Origin of the sequence: Candidatus Nitrosocaldus islandicus, assembly GCF_002906215.1 — an archaeon.
In the GTDB taxonomy this organism is placed as follows: domain Archaea; phylum Thermoproteota; class Nitrososphaeria; order Nitrososphaerales; family Nitrosocaldaceae; genus Nitrosocaldus; species Nitrosocaldus cavascurensis.
This window is the reverse complement of record NZ_CP024014.1, coordinates 283,506-307,739: the sequence shown is the minus strand read 5'-3', so window position 1 is coordinate 307,739 and position 24,234 is coordinate 283,506. Positions and strand designations below refer to the sequence as shown.

The window sequence follows — 24,234 nt, the reverse complement described above, 5'->3', positions numbered from 1 at the left end:
TATTTTCTTCGCTGTTATAAAGTATAATTAAGATTATAATCGACTCTTTCTAACAATTCTTATATGAGTTCTCTAGCTTGAGGATGGATAGAGTAGATATACTACAAATCCAATAAACTAAACATTATCCATGTAATAGTTAAAGCATGTATGGAGTTAGCCATAGAAGATAACTTCATAGCGTATACTAGCCTATATAGATCGATAAGCTACAACTTGCATACAAAAACATTAAAAGTAACCCGCATCTACATGCAGATAAGATGGATATGCTGATAGTATTTGACTTTGATGGTACCATAGCAAATACGGTGCATACATTGATAAGGATAATAAACAAACTTGCTGATGAGTTCGCATACAAGAAGATAAGGATGTATGATCTTCATCATGTTAAGGGTATGAGGACTAGGGATATACTTGTCTATCTGAACATACCCATGCTCAAATTACCATTCATAATAAGGAGGATACGCATGGAGATGAACAAGGAGATACCCATGCTCAAACCATCTGTTAACATAAAGCCTACGTTAGAAGCATTGAAGAATGAAGGCTGCAAGTTAGGCATACTTACCACCAACGCAACTAGCAATGTGAGGGCATTCCTCAAGAGTAACGATCTCGAGTTGTTTGATTTCATAAGATCTACGCATCATCTCCTTGCTAAGCATGTGATATTAAAAAAGATCAAGAAGAGTTATTGCTATCATTGCAATTCCAATCCAAACCCATCAACGATCTTCTATGTTGGGGATGAGGTTAGGGATATAGAGGCTGGAAAGAGGGCTGGGGCTAAGACTGTAGCAGTTAGTTGGGGCTTCAACTCTAGAGGTGCACTACTTGCTGAGATGCCAGACTACATAATAGATAGACCAGAGGAGTTGGAGTATATAGCAAAGAAGGCACTTACCATAGGCTACAAGTAATGGAAGCAATGTTAAATTATGGAATTTATGAAGGTAAAGAAGGGATGAGGTTATTTTATGAGCAGTAAGGATGAGAGCATATTCAGCAAGGAGGCTCTGATGCATACAGATGCAGGGAAGGATATACTCAAGCAGGCTATGCTGAGGAGTGAGAGGTACAAGCAGTTCCAGTACTACAAAGAGCTTGCTGATAGAGAGTTCCCAAGGTTCCTCGATAGGTTCGTTAGGGAACTTCACAGTTCTATAATCAACGATGATGATCCATTAAGCACCCTTGGGAACTTCATAAGGGAAGCAGAGCCCGATGGCTTCGTACTTGAGAGGATCTTCAGTATGGATGCAATCAAGGTAGAGGAGGTTAGGAGTAGGTTAGCAGATGTTGATAAGTGTAGGGATCGTGTGCTTAGACTTCTAGACTCTAACTATGTGAAGATGACCTATCCAGTCTTCTATGCACTATACGATGGCGCATGCTCATATCTTAACATAAATGCAAGCGATGCTGAGAGGGATGTGCTCATAGATGGCCATGTTATTGCAATAGATCTAAGCGAGCCAATGGATAGGATAATGGATATGGATGAGGATGTTGAGTATCTTGATGATTACAAGTTAATATGCCCATACATGCTCAAGATAGCAAGGAGGAAGATCTCCTCAATAGGCAAAGATATACTGGAGGCATTTGAGCAGGGATTCAGGGATGCAAAGCATGGTCAGTACAAAGATCTCATCCTGAAGAACAACCCAACTGCTATGGATGAGGAGAGCATGAATGAGTGCTACAAGAAGTATAGAGCAGTGATGGGTACTGCTGGAAGGAATATGGTGCTAAAGGATAGTCCGTTGAGGAGGATATTCTATCATGGTATGGCTAGGGCTGGAGAGTCTGTAGGCTGTGCAAATGAGATTGAAGATTCAATAAAGGGCAGGGTTATAAAGGTACCATCATGGCCTCTCTACTATGCTCTCAACACTGGGGATATAAGACTAGCATTTGATCTAACGTTCAGGAAGAGCAAGATATACCTTGATGATGCCCTTATTGCTATAGACATGCTCCCAGAGAGGTTCAGTACAAAGCACTTCCTTGAGTTCATGGTTCTAAGCGTTAGACATTACAATGAGTACTGGTACAGAAGGGTTAAGGAGTACGATCTTAACATATTCACTGCTGGATTGAAGGAACGGTGATGTTGATCTAATGCATGGTAGTAATGTATGTATTGTATAAGTAGTAATAAGGTGTGATGTATTGTGTGGGTTGAGAGGTATAGACCAAAGAGCATAATTGAGATGGTTGGTAATGAGGATGCTAGGCTTGAAACGTATAGATGGCTTGCTGGATGGAGGCAAGGAGATAGACCGTTACTTCTCATAGGCCCTCCTGGCACTGGCAAGACTACCATGGCAAAGGCTCTAGCCAATGAGTTTGGGTATGAGTTATTTGAGTTAAATGCTAGTGATGAGCGTACCAAAGAGAGGCTAGAGCATCTACTTAAACCTCTGCTGGAGAATGCAAACATATACAGCAAGAGGGTTCTACTCTTCCTAGATGAGGTTGATGGATTACATGGTACATACGATAGGGGAGGGTTATCAGCACTGCTCTCAATACTGAAGGATGCATCAAGCATACCAGTAATGATGGCTGCAAACAGTGATTCTGGAGAGGTTATAAAGGAGTTGAGAAGGGTCTCAAAGGTTGTAAGGATGAGAGGCATACCACCTAGACTACTCCTCCTCTACCTTGAACATGTGCTTGAGAGTGAGGGTAAGAGCATGAGCATAGGTGATAGGCTAAGAGTGGTGGTAGAGTGCAATGGTGATGTTAGGAGTATGTTGAACATGGCACAATCACTTGTAGGCATGGGTGTATCTGGAATGGAGCCTATAAGTTACTCAACGCCTATTGATGATGCCATTAACTCCTTCTTTGCAGCAAGGAACATAGAGGAGGCTGTAGATGCGCTGGGTAGGAGCGAGGGCTTTTATGTTGATCCCTCATTTGGCTACGATAGTGAGAAGAGGAGGGTTGATAAGTTAGGTGCACTATACTCAAGTATAATCAATGCAAGCATTGATATTGATAGGATGGCTAGGCTACTTGAAGCATTATCATACGCTGATATGCTCATTGCAAGGATGAACAGGTTGAGGATGTGGAGCATGTTTAGGTACCTTGATGGTATAATAACATACTCAATATTCAATGATAGTAGGGGTTTATCATACTCCCAGTACGATATACCTTACAATCTTAGCAGTAAGGTATTCAATGAGGGGAGGGTGTTGAGGATGATTGTAGATGCTATAGCATCAAGGTTACATGAGTCAAGACATAATGTTGTAGCATACTATATGCCATACATACCTCTCATACTTGGCAGAAAGGGCAGCAGTACTGCTGTTAGGATTGGTGAAGATTATAGCATAACAATAGATGAGCTTGAGAGTATAGCCAAGAACCTTGCTATGTAGGTAAGAGATGAGGGGGAGAGAGGGAGAGAGGAAGAGAGAGGGATGGTTAGGGTATGATAAAGATCTTCATCCACAAGGACTTCACACTACCAATGCTTGGTAAGGATTCATTTGTAAAGCTTATGCGTGCTGGTGTAGAGTATGATAAGGCTAGTAGGAGGTTCCGTATCAAGGAGGGTGCAGATGTAGCATCTATACTTGCCATACTAAATGAGGTTGTTAGAGAAGAGATAAGCATAGAGTTACCCTGCATTGTATGTGGTAATGATGCTGGATGCTCTGAGTGCGAGTTCTCATCAAACTGTGATAGAACCTCTGTATCAAGTAAGTGTATATGCAAGCAGTGCATAGAGGGAGGGTATCATGGTTATACAGAACATCTCTCATCCCTATTTAATACTGCAAATAGCAGAGGAGATGGTGAACAGGGAAGGGGGAGGAGAAGGGGAAGAAGAGGAGGGGAAGGAGAATAGAGGGAAAGGAAGGATTGAGGCTGTGTTATGATAAGGACAAACATTAATTAAAATCCATCGTCTATTACCTAGCCTAGAGAGAGGGGAAGAAAGAGGATGTCAACACTGTATGAGGAGAGTATAAGGAGGCTCTTGGATGAGAAGAGGAGGAGGCTTGAGGAGATAGTGAGGGAGGGTAACTCTCCATATGAGATTGCAAGGTTGGAGCATGAGATACATGTGCTGGAGATGCTTTATGAGAACTACTCCTCCAGCATGAGTGCATTCAGGAGGACAAAGGGTGCAAGGAAGCTACACTAACCAAACAATAACTAAATAAATAAGTTATAACAACCATAGCTAAAATTAGTTTATATAATGGAGGGTAAGAGAATTGTACGTGCATCAGGATAAGCAGGAGAGGCTTGCCCAACTCAACAAGATTGCAGAGAGTGGAGGAGGCGAGGAGAAGTTAAAGGAGCAGCATGCTAAAGGCAAGCTCTCAGCAAGGGAGAGGATCTCCTTGCTCCTAGATCCAGGATCGTTTGTAGAGTTGGACAAGTTTGTGGTCACAAGATCAAGAGATTTTGGATTGGACCAGAAGAGATTCTATGGTGATGCTGTTATAACAGGTTATGGTACTATAAACGGTAGGCAGGTCTTCATATATGCTCAAGATTTTACAGTTCTAGGTGGCTCTCTTGGAGAGATGTCTGGAAGGAAGATAGCAAAGATAATGGACCATGCAATGCATGTTGGATGCCCAATAATAGGCATGATAGACTCTGGTGGTGCAAGGATACAGGAAGGAGTGTTAAGCCTTGCTGGTTATGGTGAGATATTCTATAGGAATACACTTGCCTCAGGTGTAGTTCCTCAGATAACAATAAGTGTTGGTCCATGTGCTGGAGGAGCAGTATACTCCCCAGCCATAACAGATTTTGTTATAATGGTTGATAAGATAAGTTACATGTTCGTTACAGGGCCAGAGGTTGTTAAAGCAGCACTGGGAGAAGAGACAACATTTGAGGAGTTGGGAGGGGCATACACACATGCTAAGTACAGTGGGGTAGCACACTTTGTTGCAAGGGATGAGTATGAGTGTATGGATATAGTGAAGAGGTTGCTCTCCTACCTGCCACAGAACAACATGGAGGAGCCTCCTGCTATAGAGCCTACAGATGATCCAAACAGGATAGATGCAAAACTTGCAGATATAGTACCAGAGAACCCATTCGAGCCTTACGATATGAAAGAGATAGTAAAGAGCGTTGTTGATAACAATGAGTTCTTTGAAGTTCACGAGTTATGGGCACCAAATGCAATAGTTGGTTTTGCAAGGTTGAATGGTAAGAGCGTTGGGATAATTGCAAACCAGCCAATGCACCTCTCAGGCTCTCTAGATATAGATTCATCAAACAAGATTGCAAGGTTCATAAGGACATGTGACTGCTTCAACATCCCCATTGTAACATTCGTTGATACCCCTGGCTACTTGCCTGGGATAGAGCAGGAGCACCATGGGATAATAAGGCATGGGAGCAAGGTGCTATTTGCCTATAGTGAGGCAACGGTACCAAAGATAACTGTTATAGTTGGCAAGGCTTATGGAGGGGCATACATAGCAATGGGTAGCAAGCACCTAAGGATAGATTACAACTTTGCATGGCCTACTGCAGAGATAGCAGTTATGGGCCCAGAGGCTGCTGTAAACATAATCTTCAGGAAGGAACTTGCAAAGGCTGAGAACAAGGAGGAGTTGAGGAAGAAATTCATAGAGGAGTATAAGGCAAAGTTCGCAAACCCATACATTGCTGCTGAACATGGTTACATAGATGCTGTTATAGATCCTATAGAGACTAGACCTATGCTCATAAAAGCACTAGAGAGTTTAAGCAACAAGAGGGAAGGGAGGCCATTTAAGAAGCATGGTAACATAAACCTATAGGTAGGGGTATGAGCATAAGGAAGGTTCTGATAGCAAACAGGGGAGAGATCGCGGTAAGGGTCATAAGAGCATGTAGAGAGTTAGAGATAAGCACGGTAGCAGTATACTCTGATGATGATGTAAATGCATTACATGTTAAACTTGCAGATGAAGCATATCATATAGGAGCATCGCCACCAAGGGAGAGTTACCTAAACATAGAGAGGATAGTTGAGACAGCAAGGAAGGCTGGTGCAGATGCTATACATCCTGGCTATGGGTTTCTATCTGAGAATGCAAACTTTGTAGATGCATGTGAGAAGGCTGGGATAGTGTTCATTGGGCCTAGGAGCAGTACTATGCGCTTCTCAGGGGATAAGATGGCCATAAAGCAGTTGGCAAAGAGACTTGGGATACCAGTAGTTCCAGCAAGCGATGGTATACTTGAGGATGCTGACAAGGCAGCAGAGTTTGCTAGAGAGTTTGGCTACCCTGTACTTCTCAAATCTGCATTTGGTGGAGGAGGTAGGGGTATAAGGCTTGTTACAAATGAGGAGCAGTTGAGGCAGGAGTTCGAACTATCGACCATGGAGGCCAAGACAGCATATGGGAGAGCAGCCATGTTCGTTGAGAAGTACTTCCCAAGGATAAGGCATATAGAGTTTCAGTTGATTAGAGATATGCATGGCAATGGTATCTATCTATTTGAGAGGGAATGCTCTATACAGAGGAGGTACCAGAAGTTAGTTGAACTTGCTCCCTCTCCAGTTATAGATGAGGAGACTAGGCATAGGATAGGAGGCATGGTTGTGAAGCTTGCTGATGCTCTAGACTACATAAATGCTGGTACTGTAGAGTTCATAAGGGATGAGAGTACTGGCAATCTATACCTGATAGAGATAAACTCCAGGCTTCAGGTTGAGCATCCTGTTACTGAGATGATAACTGGCAAGGATCTGGTCAAGTTGCAGATACTTGTAGCATCTGGCAAGGAGTTACCATTCAAGCAGCAGGATCTTAGGATAAATGGTTCTGCAATAGAGTGCAGGATAAATGCTGAGGATCCATTGAATGAATTTGCACCATCATATGGTAAGGTTGGGAGTGTTAGCATACCATATGGCCCAGGGATAAGGGTTGATACCTATCTTTACCCTGGATGCAACGTCTCTGGTTACTACGACTCTCTAGTAGCAAAGGTGATAGCATGGGGTAGTACATTCGATGAGGCAAGGAGGAGGATGCGTAATGCTCTAGATGAGTTCTACATCGAGGGTATAAATACTACTATACCATTGCACAGGTTTATAATGGATGAGCCAGCATTCTCTAGGGGAGAGATATCAACAGATTACCTAGATAGATTCAACATAATAGAGAGGATGCAGGAGAGTATCAAGGCTCGTATGCAGAGCAGGATAGATGCTATAGCAGCAGCAACGCTGATATTTACACAGATGAGCAGGTACCTTGCTAGTAATGGCAATGGTATGAGAGGCAATGTTAGCAATAATAAGCAGAGTACTAAGGAGAGAGCCAAAGTATCTGCATGGAAGAGGGCGGGGATGCTAATGCTTGCAAGAGGGAGCATGTATGAGGTTTAGGATAGAGGATATTGCACATGATGTCAATGCAGAGGTTAAGGATGCCAGCAGACAAGGTATCCTTGCAACGATAAATGGGAGAGAGTGTAGGATAGATCTGATAAGTATAAACAAGGATAGAGTTGAGTTTCTCCTCAACGGTAGATATCATACTGTAAGGTATACTGATAGCAGTAGCAGCAAGGAGTTAAAGATGGTTCTTGATGATATGAATGAGGTTAGTGTAAATCTTGTACCAGATGCAAGGTTAACAAAGGATGCTGGTGGAGCAGGGGATAGGAGCAAGTACCTCACAAGCTCTGTACCAGGCAAGATAATATCCATATTAGCAAAGAAGGATATGCCTGTTAAGAAGGGCGATGTAATAATGGTAGTTGAGTCTATGAAGATGCAGGTAAAGATAAAGGCACACAAGGATGGTGTTGTGAAGGAACTCAAGGTTAAAGAGGGTGCAAACATAGCAAGGAATGATATCATTGCTATAATAGAATAAAAATAATTGCTATATTACTACACGATGACTACAGCCTATACTTTACTTTCACTTACTTGCTAGCTACTTACTCTTATGCTCATCTATGGGATGCTCTTGATTACCCTCTCTACCTCCTCATAATCTGGCTCCACAAGGGGATTATCTGAGACCCATCTGTACCTTACTATGCCATCTCTATCAAGCACAAAGACTGAACGCTTGGCTGCTCTATAACCTTTAACGTGGAGGAGATCCTCCATAACTATCCCATACCTGCTTATAACCTCCCTACTGTAATCACTAAGCAATGGGAAGTTAAGGTTATGCACCTCTTTGAACTGCTTGTTTGCAAATGGACCATCAATACTTATTCCTATAACCTCAGCCCCTGCCTTGCTCAACTCATCAAAGTGGTCTCTAAATGTGCACATCTCTCTGGTGCATACTGGTGAGAGTGCAGCAGGGAAGAATGCTAGCACTACCTTCTTGCCCCTAAACTCAGCAAGACTCCTCATCTTCAGTTCTGTATCTGGCAGTGTGAAGTCTGGGGCCTTTTCTCCAACCTCTGGTACCCTGTATGCCTGCTTGCTACTTGCCATACACCTTCTAGATTACAAAAACTATTAAACATTATCCATCTAGATATGCAAGTCAATATTAATATTCATACGCTTTATAACCTACTGTAATATAATGGCTGTAAGGTAAGGACAATCTAGATGATGCAAACTTGCATATGTTACTTTAGCATGACTTACTAGTTATATATGCTTGTAGACAGTATTATCTGTGATATCAGAACATACATCGATACATGAATTAGGATGAGCGATATAGGTATAACATCCCAACAAAATAACAACCAGATAAAATACCTATAGAATCAATAAAACCAAAAGACTCATCTCTTCCATCATGCTATTGCATGTATCATGATCTATACTTGCTATATGGCGAGACCCTCCTCAACTCCCTAACCACATCTGCCATTACATTTAGGGTATAATCAACATCCTGCTCATCGTTCTGTATCCCTAGAGTCAACCTCAAGGAGCCGTTTATCTCCTCCCTGCTTAGACCCATTGCTCTAAGCACATTGGACTCCTTCTGCTTGAGTGTTGAGCATGCTGAGCCTGTCGATGCTGCTATGCCATGCTCATCCAACTTGATGATAAGATCTTCACCACTTATACCAAGGAATGATATGTGCGCATTGTTTGCAAGCCTCATCTCAGCATGCCCGTTTAGCCTTGTATATGGTATCTCAAGTATGCCCTTGATGAGCCTATCCCTAAGTTGCCTTACATGCCCTTCATAAAGTGAAATGAACCTTGGTATTAGTTCTGCTACCTTGCCCAATCCAACTATCGCTGGTACATTCTGGGTACCAGACCTCAAGCCGTATTCATGCCCACCACCATGGAGTATGGGTTCAAGCCTCACACCATCGCTAATGCATAACGCTCCAACACCCTTTGGTCCATATACCTTGTGTGCTGATATAGTTAGCATATCTACTGCTAATTCTCTAGCATCAACCTTAACCTTGCCTATAGCCTGTGCAGCATCACTATGCACAAACGCACCATGCCTATGTGCTACATCTGCAATCTCCTTAAGCCTCTGTATTGTACCAACCTCATTGTTTGCAAGCATAACGCTAACAAGTGCACTCTTGTACTTGTATGAGGATAAGGTATGCTCAAGGCTCTCAGGTCTGACTATACCATCCCTATCCGCTGGCAGGTAGCTTACATTTAACCCTTCCTTCTCCAATGCTCTACATGGCTCTAGCACTGACTCATGCTCTATGCTGCTTACAACTACCAACAGATCATCCCTACCAAATCCATCCCTAAGCATCCTATATGCAAAGCCCTTGATTGCAAGATTGTTAGCCTCAGTTGCCCCAGATGTGAAGATTATGCTACCATGGATGTTTAGAGCATTACATATCCTCTCTCTAGCCTTATCTAGCGCTGCCTTTGCATCCCTCCCTATGCTATGCAGAGATGAAGGGTTACCATACCTTGCACTCATGTATGGGAGCATCTCCTCCAACACCTCGTCCAACACTGGTGTTGTTGCAGCATTATCAAGGTAGACTGTTCTCTTACTCATGATCTCTCACCCCATCTCTCCTATCCTCTCTTCTCTATCCTCCATCTCCTCTCTTCTCCTATTTTCTCTTTTCACCCCACCTTCTCATATCTGAATATATGCATAACAATCACCTACTCTCTACCATATTCAGGCTACCGCTCCTGTAACCTTTAGCATCTATAGCAACGTATCTGAAGCCAAGTGCCTTAAGCCTCTCATCAAGTATATCCAGTCTGTTGGGATCAAAGAGTTTGGCACGCTCATCCCTTCCAACCTCTATCCTTGCTATATTACCTTCATGCAATCTTACCCTTACCTGCCTTACACTGAATAACTCCCTAACTACCCTCTCAGCCTCCTCAACCATCCTAAGCCTCTCACTTGTAACATATATGCCAGTAGCAATCCTTGATGCTAAACATGAATTGGAAGGCTTGTCATGAACTGATAACCCTGCTTCCCTTGCTATTGCTCTAACCTCATCCTTACCTATACCCAACTCTGCCAGTGGGCTCCTTATGCCATGCTCCCTCATTGCTCTTATTCCAGGCCTGTAATCCTTCAGATCATCTGCATTTGTACCATCAACTACCAGCACTGCCCCATACCTCTTTGCAACTGCTATTAGATGCCTTGCAAGTTCATCCCTGCAGTGATAGCATCTCATCCCATCATTTGCAACGAATGCTGGATTGCTCAACTCATCATACTCTATAACCTCATGCCTTATACCTATCTCCCTTGCAACATTCTTTGCTTCTTCAAATTCATCCCTTGCAAGAGTTCTGTAATCTGCTGTTACTGCTAATGCACCATCATTTAGAGCATGATATGCAGCATATGCAACAACTGCGCTATCAACCCCGCCAGAGAATGCTACTATAACTCTAACCCTATCTCCAATCGAGTCATTGTAATTGTAAACGTTGTCTGCTGCCTTATTGGCATTGGTATTAGTATTGGTATTGAACCAAGAGATGAGTTCATTCAATCTACTCATGCATCTAACTCACCCATTACTCATCTATATTGTTAATTACTACTACTATCTTCAACATCAACAAGCATAGATGATATGCTCTTGTATGCCATCATATACGCTACCCTGTATGGTATACCAAGCATATCTGCCATGGATGCCACATCATCATACTCTGCCTTAACATGGATTATCCTTCCATTGCTATCCCTTACTACCTTTGCCCTGATCTTGAACTCCCTATCCTTTATCCTTACTGGCACATCAAGCACATCTCTACCAGCAAGTATGTACCTATCGTACTCTTGAACCCTAATGCCTAGAGTACCAGACTCCCTGAACATTATGCTTAGAAGGTTGCTCATAACATCCCTATCGCATAGCACTCTAAGTATGTATGATGGTCTACCCTTCTTCCCTATTACCTGTATAACAGATGCATCCCTTGCACCATTGCTCATAAGCCTATCAACCACACCTGCTATCAGTTCTCCCTCAACATCATCCAAGTTTGTTTCAAGCATGATTATAGTGTCTCTTGCATAACTCTCAGAGGCCTTGCCAAGCACAACCTTAAGCACGTTAGGTATGGATGTAAACTCCTGCATACCAGCACCGTAACCAACGTTTACACACTCAAATGCTGGATAGAAGTCTAGGGAGCATCTAGCAAGGTTTACAAGCATCGCTGCTCCTGTAGGGGTGGTTAGTTCATGTTCAACCGGTCCTCCTAAGAGTATGAACCTTTTCCCCTTGAATATCTCTAGTATGGCACTTGCTGGGTTGCTTACCATACCATGTGAGAAACTTACGTAACCACCTCCCACTGCAACCTTTGTAGCATATATCTCAACACTATCATTGAAGAGGTTGAGTTCCTGCAATACAAGTGCTGTACCAACTATATCAACTATAGTATCTGCACTAGATACCTCGTGTAGATGCACAGTAGATATATCCTCCATGTGTATAGTTGCTTCAGCCTTCACTATCTCCTCCATGCTCTTAAGAGCAAAATCCTTAGCCTTCTCGCTTAGAGAGAGATGCTTGCAGCATCTAGCAACTGCATCGTAAACCTCAACCCCTCTACGCTCCTCTTCCACCTGCTCATAAGAGATGCTTAACTGCAATGCTCTAAAGCCAGATCTACTAACCTGTTTAAATTCGAGATCCTTTATCCTTAACCAACCAACAGCATCCTGGCATGAGTATAGGCAATCTATAACCTTCCTCCTTGACTCTTGCGTAGCAAGATCCGCTAGGGATGATAGTAGCATATCACCAGATATCCCTGCAGTCTGACAGTCTATAACCACTCTATTATACATCTTCTCCTCTACTTTCTATGCAAATATATATAAATGATCTTGGAGGATGATGCACGATGATAACCATAGTAGGCTCTGGCAAGGTTGGTAGTTCGATAGCGCTTCAAGCAGGTATGAGGGAGGTTGATGATAGCATACTCCTGCTGGATATAATCAAGGGTCTTCCTCAAGGCGAGGCTATGGATATAAACCATACACTTGCAGAGCAGGGCAAGGATACTATCCTAAGAGGATCCAACGAGTATGCTGATATGCAAGGCTCTGATATAGTTGTTATAGTCGCTGGGGTTGGAAGGAAGCCAGGGATGACAAGGATGGATCTGCTTAATACAAATGCTGGGATAGTAAGGGATGTTGCAAGGAAGGTTGCAGAGTATGCAAGGGACTCCATAGTAATAACAGTAACCAACCCTCTAGACCCTATGACCTACATAACATGGAAGGTAACAAACTTCAAGCCAAGCAGGGTCATGGGTATGGGTAACCTGCTAGATCTCTCAAGGTTCAAGTCTTTCATTGCTGATGAGTTGAAGGTCTCAAGGCACTCTATACAGGCTCTAGTGATAGGGGAGCATGGAGAGAATATGCTCCCATTGGTTAGGTACTCTTCAATAGCGGGCATACCCCTTATGCATCTCATAAGCGCTGAGAAGGCAAAGGAGATTGTTGAGAAGACAAGAAAGGTTGCTGCAGAGGTTATAGCATTGAAGGGAGCAACCATATATGCTCCAGCAAATGCAGTTGCTGAGATGCTTGATGCAATAGCAAGGGATAGGAGGGCTATCATGCCTGTATGTGCATATCCTGATGGCAAGTATGGCATTAAAGATATCTGCATTGGTGTACCAGCAATGATAGGAGGAGAGGGTATAGAGGAGATAGTAGAGATTGAGCTTAATGATGAGGAGAGAGCAATATTCGATAACGGTGTAAAGGCTGTAAGAGAGGCTGTAAGATCTGTAGAGATATAAGTGTTCTACCATCAACATATCAACTATATACATCTTTCATCTAGCAAGAATCAGATAGATCTGCCATACTTTCACATTATTATTTATACTTATTGTATATTGTTACAAGCAAAGGTTAAAAACTAGTCAACCCACTCTATAGGTATGGATCATGGTAATGATAACTCTATAAATGTAGTAGTGATGGTTAAACTTGAGCCAGATCTATCAGAAGGGAATGTGAGTTACAATCCAGATGGTACATTAAACAGATCACAGACAAAGAACATCCTTGGGCCTCATAGTGCAATAGCATGCAGGGCAGCAATGTATGCTAAGGTATGCTATGATGCATGGGTTGCTGTATGCTCAATGGGTCCTCCTACTGCAGAGATAGCGCTCAAGGATGCAATGGCCATATGCTGTGCTGATGAACTCCACCTCTACAGCGATAGGATATTCGCTGGTGCTGATACACTTGCAACAGCAGAGACCATAAAGCATGGTATAATGAGGATGGGGAGGAGGATAGATCTTGTATTAAGTGGGCATAGGGCAGTTGATGGTGAGACTGGGCAGACTGGTCCTCAGACTGCATGGAAGCTTGGGTTCAACTTCATAGGCAATGTCATAGGCTACAGCATAGATGTGGAGAGGAGGATGGTAAGGGCGAGGAGGAAGATCTATCTACCTAGCCTATATACAGTGCTGGAGGATGTAGAATGCCCATTACCAGCACTCATTGCTTTAGATCCAAGTTACAAGGATGAGTATAGAAAGGTATCTGAGAGGCTAAGGTATGCTAGATTTGAGAAGGAGGCTAGAAGGAGGGTTATGGATTACAAGAGTTACCTTAGGATATGGAGTGCAAAGGACCTTGGTGTTGATGTAAAGTATGTAGGGCTTGCTGGCTCTCCTACTATAGTATACAAGGTAGAGAAGATACCAAAGGTAAAGGCAAGTAGGAGGGCAAGGGTTGTTGATCCAAGCAATGTCGATGAGTTGAGGGAGGTTGGTAACCTCATCCTAAACATAACATGGGGTGAGAGGTAGTAGAGGAAGGAGATGGATGAATGAATGAATGGAGTAAGGATGGAGTAAGGATGGAGGAGAGAGGGAGGGGTTAGTCATGAGGTATCAGCATATGTTTGTGCTATTCGAGCATGATGATGGCAATGTACTCAACGTTAGTTATGAGATGCTTGGTGAAGCAAGGAGGCTCATGGATGGCTTCAATAGGAGGTATGCTCTGAATGAGAAGGTTATAGCAATACTCCTAGGGCATAACGTAAGGGAACTTGCATATAGAGCAATAGATGCTGGTGCAGATGCAGTTATACTTGCAGATCATGAGGAGTTAAGGTATCCAAGGGTTAACCTGTACACAAAGGTTATATGCTCAATAGTAAGGGATAGGATGCTTGTAAAGCAGGCAGAACCAAGCACAAGTGATGAGTATGTTAAGCCAAGGTACATGCTCTTTGGTGCTGATAGCATAGGCAGGCATATATCAGCAACAGTGCTAGCAGAGTTGGAGTCTGGGCTTGCATCTGATGTAAACAAACTTGTGATAGATGATGTTATGATAACACATCAGTACAAGACCAATGGCAAGCCTGAACTCTATAGACAAGTGCTCTTCATGTACAGACCAGACTTCTCTGGCTTCCTCTGGACCCAGATACTCTGCCTTGACAATAAGAACCCAACAATAGCAAGGGAGTACTCCCCTCAAGCATGCAGTGTAATACCTGGGGTTTTTGAACCACTACAGCAGCATGATGGTGATGCAAGGAAGAGGGTTGAGGAAGGATATGCTAGGATTGTAGAGTATAAGCCAGAGTTCAGCAACGATGATCTAAAGTATAGGATAGTGAGTAGGCAGATAGTAAGGGATGAGATAGGGTTAGAGGATAGCAGGGTTGTTGTTGCATTTGGTAGAGGCATAAAGGATGATCCAGAAGGCAATATAAGAATGATAGAAGAGTTTGCTAACCTTCTAGGTGCAAAGGTTGCAATATCTCTTCCATTATCGAAGCAACCATTCAATGTTAGCAGTACTTTGAAGGAGAAGTACTTCATACCTGCTAGAGTTGTTGGGAGCAGTGGCAAGAAGGTTGCTCCTAAACTCTACATAGCAATAGGGATAAGTGGTGCAATGCACCATCTAGCTGGTATGAAGGAGAGTGATACAGTCATTGCTATAAACCCTGATCCAGATGCCCCAATAAAGGATGAGAGCGATATATTCATACAGGGAAGGTTGGAGGATGTACTTCCCATCCTTATAGAGAGCATAAGGGGTTCAGAGAGAGAAGTAAGAGGATAGAGGTAGGAGGCATATGGATAGGTTTGATGCTGTTATAGTTGGAGGGGGTTCTGCAGGATTAGCAGCGCTGATGGAGTTGTCTAAACTTGGCATACAGGCTGTACTGCTGGAGTCTGGCAAACCTGTAGGCTCTAAGAACGTTACTGGAGGCATACTCTACAGCAAGAATTACCCAGATGGCAAGGTTTACAATGTTGAGGATATATACCCTGGGTTCCAGGATGAGGCGCCTGTTGAGAGGAGGATCACACGATACTATCTAAACGCATTGGCTGAGAGCAAGGTGTATACAATAGACCTTACAGAGGCACACAACTACAGAACAAACTTTGCATACTCTGTGCTGATGGCTAGGCTGAATAGATGGTTTGCAGAGAGGGCAGAGGAAGAGGCAGCAAAGGTAGGTGGGGGTATAATAGATGGTGTTCATGTTAGGGATATAGTATGGGATAGGGAAGGTGGTGATGGGAGAAGCATTGTTGTAACCGATGAACTTGAGGAGTTTGGTGCAAGGGCAATAATAGCAGCAGATGGTGTTAACTCAGAGGTAGCCTTGATCTCTAACGCTAGAGAAAAGTTCAAGCCTGAGGCATTGTATCAGGGAGTGAAGTGCATAGTTAGATTGCCAGAGGATATAATAGATGAGAGGTTCAATTTGAGCAATGATGAGGGAGTAGCACATCTATTCGCTGGGGATATATCAAGGGGGCATAATGGTGGAGGCTTCCTTTACACAAACAGGGATACACTCTCAGTAGGACTTGTATACCATCTTGACTCCTTGCTGAAGAGCCCTATAGAGCCTTACAACCTGATCAACGAGTTCCTAACCATCCCTGTTATAACCAACTATATAGTTGATGAGGTACCAGTGCCCAAAGAGATTGATAGAACACTCCCAAGAGAGGAGCAGTTGAGGATAAGGTTTGGTCTGAGTAGGTTACTCAAACAGTACGAGGAGTTAAGATATACGTACTACTCCAAGCATGCAAGGCTTAATGCTATAAGGCAAGGACTGTATAGTAGTGAAGAAGAGATCAAGTCAAGGTTGGATGATGTAAGGAAGAGACTTGAGCAGGAGTATGGAGTTGCATTCGTGAATGATTATGTTGAGTTGGAGTACTCATGCAAGTTGGTGCCAGATGGTAAGAGGGCCATGATGAATAAGCCATACAAGCATAACATACTCTTCGTAGGTGATGCTGCTGGCAAAGGTATATTCCTAGGCACAAGGATAGAGGGCATAAATATAGGCATAGATGATGCTGCAAGGGCTGCAAGGGCAGTAGCAAGGGCCAAAGAGATGAACAACTTCTCTGAAGATTACATGGGCAGGTACTATGCACAACTAGTTGAGGAGAGCCCCTATACGCATGATATAAGGAGGATAGACTTTGAGTATATGAAGATATTCGTTAGAGCATGCAGGAACATACCACTTGAGCCCTTTCCATTGTTCCTTAAACTTGCTTTCATGCTCATCCAGAAGACTGCAGTGCAGGAGTTGGCAGCAGCAATAGCAAGGATGCTTGATCAAGGCACACTGCTCAGGATAATAGAGAGTAATGATGCTTATGTTAGGATACCTATGGAGGTTGCTAAGAGGATAGGCTATGAGGTTAAACCCATAGCAAGGGTAAAGCCACTGAGCATAGATGAGAGGATAGCAAGGATGAAGATAAGGGAGGATGAGATAGCACACATAAAGATGAAGGATCCTACAAGTAAGTTCATAAAGGCCATGGTACACCTCTGCCCTACTAAGTGCTACATCATGGAGGTTGGTGAGGGGAGAGGGAGAGATGAGAGGGAGGCAGGGAGGACAAAGGTCCTAGTATCTAGCGTTATACTACAGCATGAAGGATGCATAGAATGTGGTACATGTTCATTTGAGACTGAATGGAGGCATACAAGAGGGGAGAAGGGTATAGTGTATGAGTATGGCTAATGTAGGATGAGCATTTTATCCTTGTAGTAACATCAATATGCCTGTACTCTATGCTAGACCTCATTAGACCATTACACACAGACAATAAAAATAAGAACTGATGATGATTATTTACTTACTTGCTTGCTCTTGTGCTTTGTATATTTGCTATGTGTATTCTCATCGTACCTTCTAGGCATTCTGATCATGACCTTGCCATCAACTAAACTATATTCACCTACTCTCATACCAGCAAGATAATAGTTACCTCTCCATATTGTATTAGGTTCTTTATCGCGATAAATAACAAAAACTTGCTCCCCTATATAGAATGCAGATGAGACATCTTCTGCTCTTACTATAATATCTCCTATTTGTTCATCTAGAATCCTGATAGAGATCCGATCATTTTTTATGTTGTTTTGTTAGATCTCTACATGACTGTAATATAACTAAACACTTTTGTCACTGTATGTACTTCATCTAGAGATAGATGATGTAGAATCTATGACTGTATAAACCACTATGAATTTAGATCTTTTTGTAAGATCGTCTACAGTAAATTGTGTATAATCAACTTTTAAATGAATAGATTAAACTTTAAATTGCTTCTAGAGTAAACAGGGTATATGAGTATAAGAGATATACTGAATGCTGTGAGGGATGGTAAGATTAGCGTAGATGATGCTGAAAGGATGCTCCAGCTACACAAGATAGAATATGTTGAGGATATTGCAAGGCTAGATGTTAGTAGAGAGTTGAGGAGAGGGGTACCAGAGATAGTCTATGCTGAGGGTAAAGAGTATGATGATATTATCAGGATAGCACTAGCAGCATTGAAGAGCAAGGATAAAGTGATCATAAGTAGGATAAGGCAAGAGTACTTTGATATACTTGTGGAGGAGTTGAGCAAACATGCAGAGGTGAAGGCAAGTAAGAGAGGTAGGATAGTTGTAGCAATAGCAACAACAACAGCAACGATGAAGGAAGGATCTATAAGCAATAATAGAGGCAACAATGATTATTATTACTATTATCGTTCAGGCACTGTAGGGATTATAACTGCAGGAACATCAGATATAGGTGTTGCTGAGGAGGCTAGGCTTGTAGCAGAGGCTATGGGATGTAAGGTCATTGCAGGTTACGATACTGGAGTTGCTGGACTACACAGGCTATTCCCTTTGCTGAAGGATATGCTTGCTAATGATGTTGATGCTATCGTTGTTGTTGCTGGCATGGAAGGGGCATTGCCATCAGTAGTAGCATCACTTGTTGATGTACCTGTAATAGGTGTACCAACATCTGTAGGGTATGGATTTGGTGCTGGTGGTGTTGCAGCACTAACATCTATGCTCCAGAGTTGCACCCTAGGGCTTGCAGTTGTGAATATAGATAATGGTGTTGGTGCTGGTGTACTTGCAGCAATGATAGCAAGGAGGGTTGGGAGGTATAGAGCAGGATTTATCAAGAAGGCTGATGAGAGTATTAGCATCGAGATGGATGGTGAGAAGGCTAAGGCTAGCGTATGACAGATCTTGATCTCAATAACGATAAGGTAGGATCATCGCCATGCCATCATCATCACCACCATCATCAACATCACCATCACTATCATCATCATTGTTACTATTGCTCATATCTGCTGGTGTAGCATCTGGTATTGCAAGTGCACTATACCTATACTTTAACAGGGAGCCACTGATGGTTCAGTTAACAATACATGCACTGATGCTCCCATCTGGCTATATTCTGCTCTATCTGTATAAAAGAGTTAGAAACTATAAGAGCATAGCAGTGTATCTGGTCAGTGCTCTACCCCTGCACCTCCTGATCCACATCCTACTCATTAGGGATATAACTATCACACCTTGAGTAACCCTGCCTCCAGCATCTGCTGTACAAGGTTTACTACCTGCCCCTCGAGTTCAATCCTAGGAAGCCTTAACTTCAGGCTGAACTCATCTATTATCTCATTTATACTCTTGCTACCATCACACATATTCCAGAACTCTAGCAGTGCATCATTTACCATGAATCCTTGCCCAAGATCATTAACAAGCACTAGAGAACCATCCTCCTGCCTTATGAACTGCCCATGCTTTAATGGCTTTGACCTCTCAAGGTCTATGGTAAACCTTAAACTCCTTGCCCCATATCCAGTAGGACTAGGGGGAGCAGTCTGCACTTGAGCAGATCTTGCACCAAAGACCTTCGCCCTTGCTTCAGGGCTCATCCTCTCAGGTGTCCATGGAGGGTCCCAGACTATCTCAACGCTTACATCCTTGATGCCTTCAACCTTGTTGAGTGCCCTCTTCACATCCCTAACCAGAGTATTATGCAATGGACATCCTGGAGTTGTCATTGTCATCCTTATCTTGATGTTATTCTCCTCATCTATATCAATACCATATATAAGGCCTAGATCAACAACGCTTAGAGGGATCTCTGGGTCCATACACTGCTTCAGTGCATCCAGCACTTGTTGTTCAGTAACCTTTGCCTTCACACCTTATCTATCATGTAGGGGATATTTATCTTATATTCAAACTATAATATGTACGGAAAGAACAGAAGGTTTAGGTATCGATTTAACCTGTTCATATACCATCGCATTATAATATGCAGTAGATATGATTAGAAGAATTGAAGGGAGGGAGGGGATGAATAGCAGAACACCATTATAGAAAGAGTATGAGCAGTCTAATCCGATCTTTCTTTTACCTCTCTTCTTACTATTACTCTTCCTTCTTTCTTCCTCTTCTACCTCTTCTACCCCTTCTCCTTCTACCAGCACCTTTACCAAGCAGTTTGTTAACACTCTTTTCAAGTCTTGTTACCTGCCTAGCTATAACCTTGAGTTGCTTCTGCATATCCTTTATGCTACTTCTATCCTTCTCTATACTCTTCAATGGTCTAAGCATGCCCTCTATAATCTCAAGTCTATCACCAAGCTTTGTTAATCTCCTAATAACTCTCTTTGGTAGTTGTACTGGCTTTACAGTTGCTACTGTTGGTTCTACCTCTGCTCCTTCTGTTACTACTGCTGCTCGATCTGTTGTTGGTACTTCTTCTGTTGTTACTGTTACCTTCCTTGGTCGCCCTCTCCTCCTCTTTACTACTGGCTGCTCTTGCTGTAGAGGCTGGGATTGCTGTAGTACATGTTCTTCTCCCTCTTCCATTCTTATCTCCTCTCTATCCTCATTCTCACCTTTGACTTCACCTTTCATTCTCTTCCACCTCCTTATCTGAAGATGTTACCATTTATTATCATGGACAGATACGTTATTGCTATTAAAATTCTTTACTATTATAGAAAGAGGGATAAAAGAATACATTGACTATAGGTTAGTAAGATAAGAAAAAGAATTGAAGATACTTATTATCTACTGGCTAGATATCAAGATATCCTATCTTACCTTTATACAGAGAGGATGTACATCAATCTCTTATCTTGCTAGCATTCCATGGGAGTCTTGTAGAACTGTTTTATTTGCTCAGGAGACCTACCTTATAGATGCTCCTCCGACAATTGCTACTATCATATCTATTTATGATTTGATAGATAGATAAATTATTATTATTAGCATTATCAAATCTTTATTCTTACCAGCCTACTAACATACAGATCCAATATACTGTGGTGCGGGATGCGGGATTCGAACCCGCGCCGTTGGCTTGGGAAGCCAACATCCTAACCACTAGACCAATCCCGCTAATCATTTACATGCTATCAATCAGATAGTTTATTTATTTTATTATCCTATCTCAAGCCAGCACTTGATGACTTCCTATATGGTCCTCTACTCCTAAACCTTGCCCTCTCCCTATCCTCCTCACGCTTGAGTAACTCATCCTCATCCCTCTCACTAGCATAGTTCATCTCATACAACTCATCCACCGCTCTAGCCATCATCATGCTAACATCATCACATGCTAGAATTAGTTCAACGCTCTTATCCTCAATCACTATAGTAAGATTGGTGCTATCTTGTCTACTCATAAACCTTCTCCCCTTCTTACTCTCTGCTACTGCTGCTACATCGTTAACGAACTCTATGGCCTCTATGAACGATCCTAGGATATACTGCTTTGATAGCCTACCATCAACATACTCCCATCCCTTGCTCTTCAACACCTCTATTGCCTTCGCTATATCCTCCATCACCATATTATGATGGTATTGCATTTATTAACTGAGCGAAGTCCCACATGTAGCTGTTAATAAAGCGATCAAAGGTTATATCTTAGAAGAACAAAAAGGATGTGAATGAAGAAAGTTCAACTAACATATAAGTTTAGGCTCTACCCAAAAGAGGAGCAAGAGGATAAGATGCTTGAGACTTTAGAGTTATGTAGGCAGATTTATAACCACTTCTTAGCCCAATGGAATAAGAATAGGGGATGGGGATGGAAGAGATAAAGATAAAGATAGAGCGAAGATCCCAAGTAGATTAGAGCTTCAATCTCAACTACCTAAACTGAAGAAAGAGAATCCTGAACTATGCAAAGTTCACTCAAAGGTTTTACAGATGGTTATTTACCAACTATACTCTAATCTTAAGGCTTTATCTAAACTAAAGAGGAATGGTAAGAAAGTATGAGGGAGGCTAAGGTTCAAAAGTAAGGGAAGGTTCAAGACCTTCTGCTATAATCAATCTGGTTTCAGACTTATAAAGACTGGGAAGAGGCTTGACTTGCTCCACTTATCAAAGATAGGCGATATTCCAATAAGGGTTCATAGACAAGTTGAAGAGAAGGTAAAACAGATAACAATCAAAAGGCATAGTTCAGGTAAATGGTTCGCATGCATAAGTGTAGAGGTAGAGGAGGAGATTAGCGTTAATAATGTTAATAACGTTATCCAACGGGAGAAGAGAGTAATAGGCATAGATGTTGGAGTAAAGCATCTCCTAACTGATAGCAATGGTAGGCAGATAGAGAATCCTAAGTTCTATGAGCAATCATTGCAAAGGATAAGAATCGAACATAAGAAGCTATCAAGGAAGAAGAAGGGTTCAAGGAATAGGGAGAAGCAAAGGATAAGGCTTGCAAGAGCATATGAGAAGATAGTGAACCAAAGGGATGACTTTCTACACAAGTTAGCAAGGTTCTATGCTAATAACTATGATGTGATATGTGTTGAGAATCTGAACATAAGAGACATGGTTAAGGCTGGAAACCATAACCTTGCTAAGAAGATACTTGATGCCTCTTGGAGCAAATTCCTTCACATGCTAGAGTTCAAGGCTGAAAGAGCTGGTACTCTTGTAGTGAAGGTGAACCCAAGAGGTACAAGCCAAGAATATAAGCATGGCAAAATAGATAGGGATTACAACGCCTCTCTTAACATACTTGAGAGGGGCTTATCTGTATCGGGGCTGGGACGGTCCTTTGAGCCTGCTGAGATGGAACCTCTACTGGCAATACCAGCAAGTTCTATCGTTGAAGCAGGAAGCCCACAACCCTTCAGGGGTGGGTAGTTCACTTATAGTCTACCTAGTGCAACTATAGGATCAAGCCTGCTTGCCCTAAACGATGGATAGAGGCCAGATACTACACTCAGCCCTATGGAGAGTGCACATACTCTTGTTATATCCTCAACAGTATACAGTGGTCTTGATCTAGCATCTGGTGGAGCCTCTCTATTTCCTGGTGCAAGGTTTGAGAGCAGATCCCCTCCAGCCATACCAAGTGGTATGCCTATAACAGCACCTATGCTACCTATTATTAGAGCCTCCATGAGGAAGAGTAGCAGTATATGCCTGTTCTGTGCTCCTATAGCCTTGAGTATGCCTATCTCCCTTGTCCTCTCAAGCACTGAGGTGTATAATGTAGTTATTATCCCTATTGCCCCAACTATGAGTGAGATAACTGCTATACTGAAGAGGAATGTTGTTATTCCTCCTATGAACTGCCTTATCGTTGTTAGTATAACCTTTGATGATGTTATCCCAACATCATTACCATATAGCCTCCTTATCCCATCCTCAACATCCTCAACCAGATCACTATTCCTTGCAAGTACAACTATTCCATCATACCTACTCTTCTTATTCATGAGCATGTTTGCAACATCTGGATGGATTATAGCAGCACCATCTATGGTTGGGTTACCAGTCAACTTGAATATTCCTCTAACCACAAATGTTCTAGAGTTTGTCTTCCTCTCCCCATCCTCATCCACATAGGAGTACTTTACAACTACGGTCTGACCTATGGTTGCAAATTGTACAGGATCTCCAGGAGGTCTTGCTATCCTCTCAGATATTACTATGGAGGATTGGTTATTACTTAATATAGAACCTTCCTCAAACTCTATTCCTGGAGCAATTGAGTATATCTTCGTAATATCCTGTGCAAATATCCTAGCATTCTGCACCTTACCTCTAGACTCTATGCTCACTACACCAGTGTAGTTGGGTATAACATCACTAACAGCAGGAAGGTTCTTTATCCTATCAACAACAACAGATGTTAGTACTATCTTTGGTGCTTGAGGAGGGCCTCCCCCTAGACCACTACTTTGAGTTGGTGCTGGGCTAACAAATATAACGTTAGGTGCAAGCATGCTGAACTGCTTATCTGCAAATACAAGGAACCCAGTGGTAAGACCATTAACTGCTATGAGCAGGCTTGTACCAGTTGTAACCATGAGTATTGTAAGGATAGATCTAACCTTACGCTCCCTGAGTGCATCGAATGCAAGTTGGGTTATCTTGATTATATCCATTCTAGATCATCATACCATCC

Annotated in this window: 24 protein-coding genes, 1 tRNA gene and 1 pseudogene; 17 read left to right on the top strand and 9 right to left on the bottom strand. The window is 42.4% G+C overall.

Annotated features, from left to right (window positions below):
• Positions 1–263: 263 nt before the first annotated feature.
• From CRG89_RS01640 to CRG89_RS01605, 8 genes are all read left to right on the top strand, one after another.
• On the top strand, positions 264–929 hold the full coding sequence (locus CRG89_RS01640; protein ID WP_103286636.1) for an HAD-IA family hydrolase: 666 nt from the start codon (positions 264–266) through the stop codon (positions 927–929).
• A gap of 57 nt (positions 930–986) precedes the next feature.
• Positions 987–2,123, top strand: coding sequence for a hypothetical protein (locus CRG89_RS01635; RefSeq protein WP_103286635.1), 1,137 nt, complete (start codon positions 987–989; stop codon positions 2,121–2,123).
• 63 nt (positions 2,124–2,186) lie between these two features.
• A complete protein-coding gene (locus CRG89_RS01630; RefSeq protein ID WP_103286634.1) occupies positions 2,187–3,410 on the top strand; it encodes an AAA family ATPase in 1,224 nt (407 codons plus the stop codon).
• Positions 3,411–3,463: 53 nt separating this feature from the next.
• On the top strand, positions 3,464–3,883 hold the full coding sequence (locus CRG89_RS01625; RefSeq protein WP_103286633.1) for a hypothetical protein: 420 nt from the start codon (positions 3,464–3,466) through the stop codon (positions 3,881–3,883).
• Positions 3,884–3,979: 96 nt separating this feature from the next.
• A complete protein-coding gene (locus CRG89_RS01620) occupies positions 3,980–4,183 on the top strand; it encodes a hypothetical protein (protein WP_103286632.1) in 204 nt (67 codons plus the stop codon).
• 79 nt (positions 4,184–4,262) lie between these two features.
• A complete protein-coding gene (locus CRG89_RS01615) occupies positions 4,263–5,810 on the top strand; it encodes an acyl-CoA carboxylase subunit beta (protein WP_103286631.1) in 1,548 nt (515 codons plus the stop codon).
• Between the two features lie 8 nt (positions 5,811–5,818).
• Positions 5,819–7,393, top strand: a complete 1,575-nt coding sequence (locus tag CRG89_RS01610) for an acetyl-CoA carboxylase biotin carboxylase subunit (protein WP_103286630.1) — start codon at positions 5,819–5,821, stop codon at positions 7,391–7,393.
• Complete coding sequence (locus tag CRG89_RS01605) at positions 7,383–7,886, top strand: acyl-CoA carboxylase biotin carboxyl carrier protein subunit (protein ID WP_103286629.1); 504 nt, start codon at positions 7,383–7,385, stop codon at positions 7,884–7,886. The genes CRG89_RS01610 and CRG89_RS01605 overlap by 11 nt, the downstream gene beginning before the upstream one ends.
• Before the next feature lie 83 nt (positions 7,887–7,969).
• On the opposite strand, the gene CRG89_RS01600 is transcribed toward CRG89_RS01605, so the two are convergent.
• The 4 genes from CRG89_RS01600 to larC form a co-directional block, all read right to left on the bottom strand.
• Positions 7,970–8,467: a peroxiredoxin gene (locus CRG89_RS01600; protein ID WP_103286628.1), complete on the bottom strand. Its 498-nt coding sequence runs from the start codon at positions 8,465–8,467 to the stop codon at positions 7,970–7,972.
• A gap of 331 nt (positions 8,468–8,798) precedes the next feature.
• The gene (locus CRG89_RS01595; protein WP_103286627.1) at positions 8,799–9,989 is read right to left on the bottom strand and encodes a cysteine desulfurase family protein; all 1,191 of its coding nucleotides are present in this window, start codon (positions 9,987–9,989) and stop codon (positions 8,799–8,801) included.
• A gap of 109 nt (positions 9,990–10,098) precedes the next feature.
• Entirely contained in the window at positions 10,099–10,971 is an 873-nt protein-coding gene (gene larE / locus CRG89_RS01590; protein WP_103286626.1) for an ATP-dependent sacrificial sulfur transferase LarE, read from the bottom strand.
• A gap of 32 nt (positions 10,972–11,003) precedes the next feature.
• Entirely contained in the window at positions 11,004–12,278 is a 1,275-nt protein-coding gene (larC, locus tag CRG89_RS01585; RefSeq protein WP_103286625.1) for a nickel pincer cofactor biosynthesis protein LarC, read from the bottom strand.
• Between the two features lie 56 nt (positions 12,279–12,334).
• Between larC and CRG89_RS01580 the strand changes: the two genes are divergently transcribed.
• The 6 genes from CRG89_RS01580 (at position 12,335) to CRG89_RS01555 (ending at position 19,356) form a co-directional block, all read left to right on the top strand.
• On the top strand, positions 12,335–13,249 hold the full coding sequence (locus CRG89_RS01580; RefSeq protein WP_103286624.1) for a malate dehydrogenase: 915 nt from the start codon (positions 12,335–12,337) through the stop codon (positions 13,247–13,249).
• A 144-nt stretch (positions 13,250–13,393) separates the two neighbouring features.
• Positions 13,394–14,281: an electron transfer flavoprotein subunit beta/FixA family protein gene (locus CRG89_RS01575; protein ID WP_103286623.1), complete on the top strand. Its 888-nt coding sequence runs from the start codon at positions 13,394–13,396 to the stop codon at positions 14,279–14,281.
• Between the two features lie 76 nt (positions 14,282–14,357).
• A complete protein-coding gene (locus CRG89_RS01570; protein WP_103286622.1) occupies positions 14,358–15,557 on the top strand; it encodes an electron transfer flavoprotein subunit alpha/FixB family protein in 1,200 nt (399 codons plus the stop codon).
• Between the two features lie 13 nt (positions 15,558–15,570).
• Positions 15,571–17,505, top strand: a complete 1,935-nt coding sequence (locus CRG89_RS01565) for an FAD-dependent oxidoreductase (RefSeq protein ID WP_103286621.1) — start codon at positions 15,571–15,573, stop codon at positions 17,503–17,505.
• Positions 17,506–18,113: 608 nt separating this feature from the next.
• The gene (larB, locus tag CRG89_RS01560) at positions 18,114–19,013 is read left to right on the top strand and encodes a nickel pincer cofactor biosynthesis protein LarB (RefSeq protein ID WP_103286620.1); all 900 of its coding nucleotides are present in this window, start codon (positions 18,114–18,116) and stop codon (positions 19,011–19,013) included.
• Between the two features lie 40 nt (positions 19,014–19,053).
• Positions 19,054–19,356 (top strand): hypothetical protein, encoded by a 303-nt coding sequence (locus CRG89_RS01555; protein ID WP_148695271.1) that lies wholly within the window; start codon positions 19,054–19,056, stop codon positions 19,354–19,356.
• On the opposite strand, the gene CRG89_RS01550 is transcribed toward CRG89_RS01555, so the two are convergent.
• The 4 genes from CRG89_RS01550 to CRG89_RS01530 form a co-directional block, all read right to left on the bottom strand.
• The gene (locus CRG89_RS01550) at positions 19,346–19,990 is read right to left on the bottom strand and encodes a PqqD family peptide modification chaperone (RefSeq protein WP_103286618.1); all 645 of its coding nucleotides are present in this window, start codon (positions 19,988–19,990) and stop codon (positions 19,346–19,348) included. The two genes, CRG89_RS01555 and CRG89_RS01550, sit on opposite strands and share 11 nt — an antisense overlap.
• A gap of 229 nt (positions 19,991–20,219) precedes the next feature.
• Positions 20,220–20,711 carry a hypothetical protein gene (locus CRG89_RS08550; protein ID WP_158648657.1) on the bottom strand — a complete coding sequence of 164 codons (492 nt, stop codon included), beginning with the start codon at positions 20,709–20,711 and terminating at the stop codon, positions 20,220–20,222.
• 411 nt (positions 20,712–21,122) lie between these two features.
• Positions 21,123–21,197, bottom strand: a tRNA-Gly gene (locus CRG89_RS01535).
• Positions 21,198–21,244: 47 nt separating this feature from the next.
• On the bottom strand, positions 21,245–21,652 hold the full coding sequence (locus CRG89_RS01530; protein ID WP_158648656.1) for a 4a-hydroxytetrahydrobiopterin dehydratase: 408 nt from the start codon (positions 21,650–21,652) through the stop codon (positions 21,245–21,247).
• A gap of 99 nt (positions 21,653–21,751) precedes the next feature.
• Between CRG89_RS01530 and CRG89_RS09170 the strand changes: the two genes are divergently transcribed.
• The 3 genes and pseudogenes from CRG89_RS09170 (at position 21,752) to CRG89_RS09165 (ending at position 22,964) form a co-directional block, all read left to right on the top strand.
• The gene (locus tag CRG89_RS09170; RefSeq protein WP_103286614.1) at positions 21,752–21,904 is read left to right on the top strand and encodes a helix-turn-helix domain-containing protein; all 153 of its coding nucleotides are present in this window, start codon (positions 21,752–21,754) and stop codon (positions 21,902–21,904) included.
• A 244-nt stretch (positions 21,905–22,148) separates the two neighbouring features.
• Positions 22,149–22,727 (top strand): annotated as a pseudogene (locus CRG89_RS01520) (RNA-guided endonuclease InsQ/TnpB family protein); the annotation flags it as partial.
• A complete protein-coding gene (locus CRG89_RS09165) occupies positions 22,716–22,964 on the top strand; it encodes a hypothetical protein (RefSeq protein ID WP_420808369.1) in 249 nt (82 codons plus the stop codon). The pseudogene CRG89_RS01520 and the gene CRG89_RS09165, both read left to right, overlap by 12 nt.
• Positions 22,965–22,969: 5 nt before the next feature.
• Here CRG89_RS09165 and CRG89_RS01515 read toward each other — a convergent pair whose 3' ends face one another.
• Entirely contained in the window at positions 22,970–24,214 is a 1,245-nt protein-coding gene (locus tag CRG89_RS01515; protein WP_103286612.1) for an ABC transporter permease, read from the bottom strand.
• Positions 24,215–24,234: the final 20 nt, after the last annotated feature.